Origin of the sequence: uncultured Polaribacter sp. (genome assembly GCF_947501385.1) — a bacterium.
Classification (GTDB): Bacteria; Bacteroidota; Bacteroidia; order Flavobacteriales; family Flavobacteriaceae; genus Polaribacter.
This window is the reverse complement of record NZ_CANMVP010000055.1, coordinates 1-6,761: the sequence shown is the minus strand read 5'-3', so window position 1 is coordinate 6,761 and position 6,761 is coordinate 1. Positions and strand designations below refer to the sequence as shown.

General features: G+C 27.0%; 4 protein-coding genes. All 4 read right to left on the bottom strand.

Features of this window, described 5'->3' with window-relative positions; translation table 11 throughout:
- Positions 1–225 precede the first annotated feature (225 nt).
- From Q0998_RS19030 to Q0998_RS19015, 4 genes are read right to left on the bottom strand one after another with little or no spacing between them, the layout of a single operon-like run.
- Complete coding sequence (locus Q0998_RS19030; protein WP_299672958.1) at positions 226–1,806, bottom strand: DndE family protein; 1,581 nt, start codon at positions 1,804–1,806, stop codon at positions 226–228.
- Entirely contained in the window at positions 1,796–3,892 is a 2,097-nt protein-coding gene (gene dndD, locus Q0998_RS19025; RefSeq protein ID WP_299672955.1) for a DNA sulfur modification protein DndD, read from the bottom strand. The genes Q0998_RS19030 and dndD overlap by 11 nt, the downstream gene beginning before the upstream one ends.
- A complete protein-coding gene (locus Q0998_RS19020; protein ID WP_299672952.1) occupies positions 3,889–4,071 on the bottom strand; it encodes a hypothetical protein in 183 nt (60 codons plus the stop codon). Before Q0998_RS19020 ends, dndD begins: the two co-directional genes overlap by 4 nt.
- A complete protein-coding gene (locus tag Q0998_RS19015; protein ID WP_299672949.1) occupies positions 4,052–6,463 on the bottom strand; it encodes a hypothetical protein in 2,412 nt (803 codons plus the stop codon). The genes Q0998_RS19020 and Q0998_RS19015 overlap by 20 nt, the downstream gene beginning before the upstream one ends.
- Between the last annotated feature and the right edge of the window lie 298 nt (positions 6,464–6,761).

Below are 6,761 nucleotides of genomic sequence, written 5' to 3'. Positions count from 1 at the left end.
TATCTAAAAACTTCCCGGATCAGTCAACAGAATATATAGCGTTGGCCTATCGGCACGCCATATACTTAGTTATTGTAAGTAGTGCTTTTCACGTTCTGCTTGGTTTTCCGATGTTTGTTATTTAGTTCAAATGTGAGCGTTGGCAAGACATACTCTTTTGCAATTTTTGGCTTGCGTGGTGGCTGAAGCGAATTGCGAATGTGTATGGCTTTTTAGCGTTGGCATTTATAGTCTATCTTTTTCAATCGTTTTCCAAAATTGCCTCAATTCAATTATTTTTGGTTCATTTATATTTAATAACCCTTTTCCAGATTCTAATTTATTAATTTCTGTTTCAAGTTTATATTTACTACTTGGTGTTCCTAAGAAAGACGTAAGCATTTTGTAGTCTTTATTTTGAACGTTTAAACAAATTGGTAACTTTACTTGAGATGCAAAATCAAAATCTTTAGTTCTATAATCTTCAACACCTTGCGAAAGCATTACTATAATTACACCCTTAGACCTTAGCAATCTTAATAATTCCTCTAATGCTTTCCGAGCATTTTTATTTTTCAAATAGATATGTGCTTCATCAATTACTATTACATATCTTAAAGGAAAAATATAATCGTTAGGCTTGCAATCATTAGTAGAACTAAAAAAGGTGTTAAAATATCTAAGTAACAAAAACACTACTAATTGTCTCAATGTATCAGATAATGCAGGAGGTAAGTTTAAGTACAAACTTTTATCTAATACATTTGATTCTACATCTGTACAATTAAAAATATTAGTTGTTAAATCTTGAATTCCAGCATAAAGAGTATCAGGCTTTCTTTTTGTTTCTAGATAATATTCGTCCAATCGTTCAAATAATTCATTTATTGTTGGATATGAATTTCCTTTTTCATCAAAAAGGTCAGTAATAATATTCTTAAGAATGTTCTTTTGAGATACACCTACGCTTGGTACAAATGTGGCAATCGTATCTACAAAAGCACTAATACTAAATGGTCTTTGTCTTTCGTCTAAACTTATAGAAGAAAATGGATTAAAATCAATTCCACCATCATTTACAATATCAATAAATTCACAATTGGTATTCTTTAGAAATGGTTTTAATTGTTCAGGATTACCTTCTCCTTTGTAATCAAAGAAGATGAATTTAAGAGAATTGTCAGTTTTTTTTGAAATTTGATATAGAATATCTTTTATCAACTGTGTTTTTCCTGAACCTGCCATACCAGCAATAGCGATATTTCTATTATCAAATTCTCTTAAATCATTAATTTTAATTTCTACATCAGAGCCATCTTCATAGTTTCCAATCGAAAAAGAAAGTGGATTACTAAACTCTTTAACATTAATTGTCTTAGTAGAAGTTGGACCAACTTTCACGATGTTTTTACGTAACGCCAGTCCTTTTTTTACTAAACTAAGAATGAAATCAATATGCTCACCATTAGATATATTACACTTGTCAATTTTGTCATTCATTAAATTTAAACCGTGGTTTAAATGAAGTTTAAATAGTTTAGAAAACTCATCATCAAAAGTGTTTTTATTATAGAGTTGGTCTAAAGATGCTTTATAGATAATAAGGTTTGAACTATCATTTACAATTGTACCAAAAAGTGCTCTGTCATCTCTAAATTCTTTTCCATCCGAACTAGGTATTAAATCGTTTTCAATGTCAAATTTCTTTCCTGACATAATGCTATGTGAAAAGGCTATTCTTGGAACGATACCATCATTTTTAAAATTATACAAAGCTTTGATTTTGTATAAAATATCGTCATTTTCTTTGCTAATTTTAATTCTCATATCCTTGGAAATAACCGTTTTTTAAATTTGTGTTTTCACCATTATTCACTAATAAGTATGCTTTTGAAACATTTGCAGAAATATCATTATATCTTTTAGGCGTTATTTCATTGTTAGTAGATAAGATTACTACTTGTTCAGATAAATCTGGATAGAAATAGAGTAAGATATTTTTAATATGTTCATCATCAAGCCTTCCTAAAGGAGTATCAATAAATATGGGTAAACTCTGTATTGATTCTTTTAAAATTGCTTTAATCAAACTTGAAATGTATAATTGTTTTTCTCCTTGTGAAAGAATTTCTTTTTTAACTTCTATATCTTCTGAATTGTAAAGCGTAATTTTCATACCATTACCTTCTGCAAGTATTGTAACCTTAACATCTGAAATGAAGTTGTTATTATTGGTGTTTAATTTGTGCATTAATTTTTGCATCTCTGCTAAAATATTTTTAGCTAAACTATCCTTTTTAAGTTCTTTCTGTTCGTGAACAAAAGCTTTTAAAACTTGTAAATATTCATTGCTTTTATTAATTTTTAATCTGTTTTGTTGATTAATCTCAACTTTTTTCAGTAATGCTTGATATTGCTGATTTAATCGAGAAATATCCTTTTGTAATTTGTTAATAGTTCCTTTGTTTACACCAATAGTTTCGTGAAATTCAGCAATCTTTCTTTCGGAATTTTCTTTTTTAGAAGAATACTCTAAGATTAATTCATCTTCCAAATCTGCATCAATCTTGTTTAAAGTATTATTTAGTTTATTTACTTCGATTTTAACAGAATTATATTCTTCGATAGTAGTTTCAAATAAATCTTTAGATTGAATATTCACTAAATTTATTGCGTCTTCAATTAGCTTTTTTTCAGAATTATTTAAGTCGTGTTCAAAATCTAAATCTTCAAGATTATTCTCTTTTGCAAATAATTCTGTACCTAAAGTTTGTGCTTTCTCAAAATAAAACATTTTGTCTTTTAAAGACATTGATGAGTCAATTGGTTCTGGAGGTTTGTTGAACAATCTCTCAATAAAACTTTCAATTTTTAAGGAATTTTCTTTTAAAGAAATTGTAGATATCTCATTTCTATCTTGAATTTCTATATGTTCATTTATTTCTTCTAATTTACCAGTAAGCATTGCTAGCGGAATAATCTCGCTTAATTCACCAAAACGTTCCTCTAGTTCATTTTCTTTACTTCTAAGTTTACTAATATTATCAATTATTCCTTGACGGTCAAAAGTTGAATTTCCTTGTTTACTATGTTGCGATATTAAGTTTTGGAAAGTTCTAATTTCTTTTTTTAACTCATCTATATCCTTTTGTTTTTCAGCATTTTCTTCTTCAAACTGTTCTATTTCATTTTTAGCAATTTTTATTGCTTGTTCCCTGTCAATTATTTGCTCTTGTATATTTTTAGAAGCTCCTTCTTTTTTTAAATTATTTGCATAATCATTTAAATCTTCAATTAAGTCTTCGTAAGTGTCTAAACCTAAAATTTTTCCAAGTGCGTCATTTAAAAAACTACCTTCTTCTTTAATTGATAAATTGGCTATTTCAGATATTTTTTCCGCATCAAAAAACACAAACTTTGCTGCATCTAAAGGAATTATATAATCGTTAATAAAGTTTATTTTATCAACTTCATCATCGAACAATTCTTTATTAGTTTCTTCATCTGTAATGGATAATTTTTCTTCCATTGATAAAACGTCAAACTGTCTTTTAATTTTAATTGCTTCAATTTTTGTGGAGATTGATTTAATTTCAGGTAATTCAATCTCGGAAATAGTCAACTCAGTAGAAAAATTATTTTTATTTTCTTTTTGCGCAGACCAATTTATAGACTGCTTCATAAAAAGAGAATAATTTTTTTCTTTCTGAATTTCACGTTTGAAATTATCATCAACTTGAGAAATTTTATCACCATACAGACACCAGACTATTGAAAGTAATAGATTTGTTTTACCGTAGCCATTTCTACCACCAATTAAAACAATATTTTTTTCAGCATTTGTAGCGAGGTCAATAAATACATTACCGTAGTATTGCCTAAAATTATTTATGTTTATTTCTTTAAATTTCATTTAGTAGCATTTTCTATCTCATCATTTATTTTTTGTAAATGATAATTGTTTCTTTTGTATAATTTTTTTGTTTTGACAGACTCTAATAAAGAATTTAATGAAGAGTAATTTACATCACTCTCTTCACAGATTTCTTTTAGTCTGTTAAGTTGTTTATGTTTAATTTCTTGTATTTTCATATTTCATATTTTGTATTTCTTTAGCTATTGAAAGAAACAGAGTTGTTAATTCATTATCTAACTCGTCTCTTTCATAAAGTTTTCGTTGCTTATAAAAGAATTGATATAGATTTTGTTCGTCTTCATATTTTGCAGAAGGAAGCCTTTTATTCTTTTTTACGAAGTCCAATAATATTTCATAGCGATTTGGCAAGCTACTCTTGCTTCTCAATTGTGATGAGTATTTGTTTAGTATTTTGTCGATTACATCATATTCGTCAACGGATAATTCTTTGTTTTTATGTAACTTTCGTTTTCTATAGAAAAAATTATATAATTTTTGTTCTTCCTCTATTGTAGCTTTCGGTAATCTATTATTTAACTCTATGAATTTTATTAAATCGTTCAAATTATATGACCCTTTTGAACGAGTACGACTTCTTCTGTTTGGAAATGCTTCTAATACTTCATTTATTTTTTGAATTTTTAAATCACTAAGTTGTCCTAAGTTTATTTTACTTTTTTGAACATTTAACCATCGATATAAGATTTCCTCACTTTCAGGACAGTTACTAGAAGAAGGTAATTTTTTGTTTATTTTAACGAATTCTAATAGAACATTATAACTTTCTTCCCAACTTCTTTTTATTGGTCTTGATTTGCTACTTAAAATATTAAATGAAGACTTGTATTCCTTTCCTGAAACACCAATAATTGCATTTTCAAAAAACTTAAACATTTTAGATTCATCAAGTTTTAAATTTTGAATTATGCTATATTCGTTTGTTTTAGGTCGATATTGTAATACATATTTTGTGATTTCTGAAATATGTAATGGAGTAGTGGCTTTATCCAAGTATTCTTTTACAATACTTCTAATTGTGCCACCTTTAAAGTTATCAAGTTCATTTTCCCATTTCTGTAAACCATAGACACTTTTTCTGCCAATAGGTACAAATCCATCTTTTCTTTTTAGTGATGCTCTAACTTTATTTGAATCTGTATTGAATCCTGGGAATAATTCAGTTATTTTTAAATAGATATCTTCAACTTTAGATGGTTTTCCTAAAGAGTCCAAAGCCTCAAAAGCGTATTCAGATGCCGTTTTTAAAGTATTTCTTTCAAAGACAATATTATCATCTAAATCTAGAAATAAATCAAACTCTTGATTAATAACAACTTCACAATAATCTTTTATGTTTTCTAAAAGATTAAAGTTTTCTGTTATAAGGAATCTAGACAAATAACTTTTAAAATTAAATTTATAAGTTTCGTTTATTCTTTCTAACAATCTAGAGCTAATGTCTTCACATATTTTATTAACATCTATTTCCTTTTTGATTTCTTTACGGATTATATAAATGTTTTTCCAGTTGTGTCTATTTCTTGCATTAAACTGTTTTGGGATTAATACATCATCAATATTTCCATTTATTGAAAATTGTTCTGATAGATATACTGAAAATATATATTTTAAAAAATTTGTAGAAATTTTCGTGTCATATAAAAAATTGATTTCTTCAACTTTTTCGTCCGTTAATATTATGAAATTTTCAGAAATATCAATATCATAATTTTGATAAAAATCATCTTCAAAGTTCTTTAAAAATGAAATTTTACTTTCTAATTCCTCAAAACACCTTTCACGTATTTGTCTAACTCTTTCTCTTGATAGGTTTGTTATTATAGCAGTTTCATCTAGAGTTTTACAATCGGAATTAAAAATATCTATTGTATTGTGAAAAATAGTAGTGTAATCAGGTTTAAAAAAAGCATTTTGTAAAATTAGAAATTCACATAATTTGATGATTGATTGATTTTTAAGAATTTCATCAGGTATTTCGTCTATTGAAAAAGTATGTTGAATTAAAAATTTATTATTAAGGCTAACTAATTTTTTTTCATTTGAGATATTTGAAACTTCAATGATAAATGTTTTTATTTTATCTAGATATGTTTCTAATTCTGGAATATATCCTTTACCAATATTTTTAATTTTTGCAACTTGAAAATCCTCTCTGTCAAATATTTTAATCAAAAAATCACTTAGTTTAAGTGATTTACCTATGTATGATGTTATCGCATTCCGTCCTCTTACTTTTAAGTTTGAAGTAGTAATTTTAATAAATTGATTAATGACTTGTCTTTGAGGTCTATTTAATTTTTGAATTTTATTTTTTAAAGAGTTCTCGTTGGTAATAATGTCTTGTGGTATTGAAACATCAGGATAAGCATTACAAAGTTCTATTAACTCAAGGCTTGATTTTTTTCCACAGTTTCGAAATTTGGTAAATGTCTTATTTTTTGAATAGTATTTTTTTAAATCTTCAATAGTTTCAATTGCATTGTATTTACAAGCGTGATATGAGCGAACACTTAGGTTTCCATTGCTATATATCTTGTCTATTGTCATATAATCCTTTTGTCTGTTTTTCAGTTACAATTCTCTAAAATACATTTCTTTTTTCAATTCAGTTTACGGGTTTCCACAATTCTGATTGAGCGTTGGCAAAAAACAGCTCTTTTGGTTTTTTCAGCGTTGGCTTATGTGTCGGCAAAAAACCAAATGTGCTGTTTGTGCGTTGGCATTTTTAGTTCAAATGTTCAATTTTAGCACGATTTCCGCATTATGCACAACGTCAGTTCGTCTAATAACTCCGTTTTATTTTTAATTTATCCAACTAAATTACAGTATTAGTTTTACACGGGCT

Bases quoted from the DNA above. Each gene is read 5' to 3' on its own strand.
- Q0998_RS19030 (WP_299672958.1), bottom strand. From the start codon at position 1,806: ATGAGAATTAAAATTAGCAAAGAAAATGACGATATTTTATACAAAATC.
- dndD (WP_299672955.1), bottom strand. From the start codon at position 3,892: ATGAAATTTAAAGAAATAAACATAAATAATTTTAGGCAATACTACGGT.
- Q0998_RS19020 (WP_299672952.1), bottom strand. From the start codon at position 4,071: ATGAAAATACAAGAAATTAAACATAAACAACTTAACAGACTAAAAGAA.
- Q0998_RS19015 (WP_299672949.1), bottom strand. From the start codon at position 6,463: ATGACAATAGACAAGATATATAGCAATGGAAACCTAAGTGTTCGCTCA.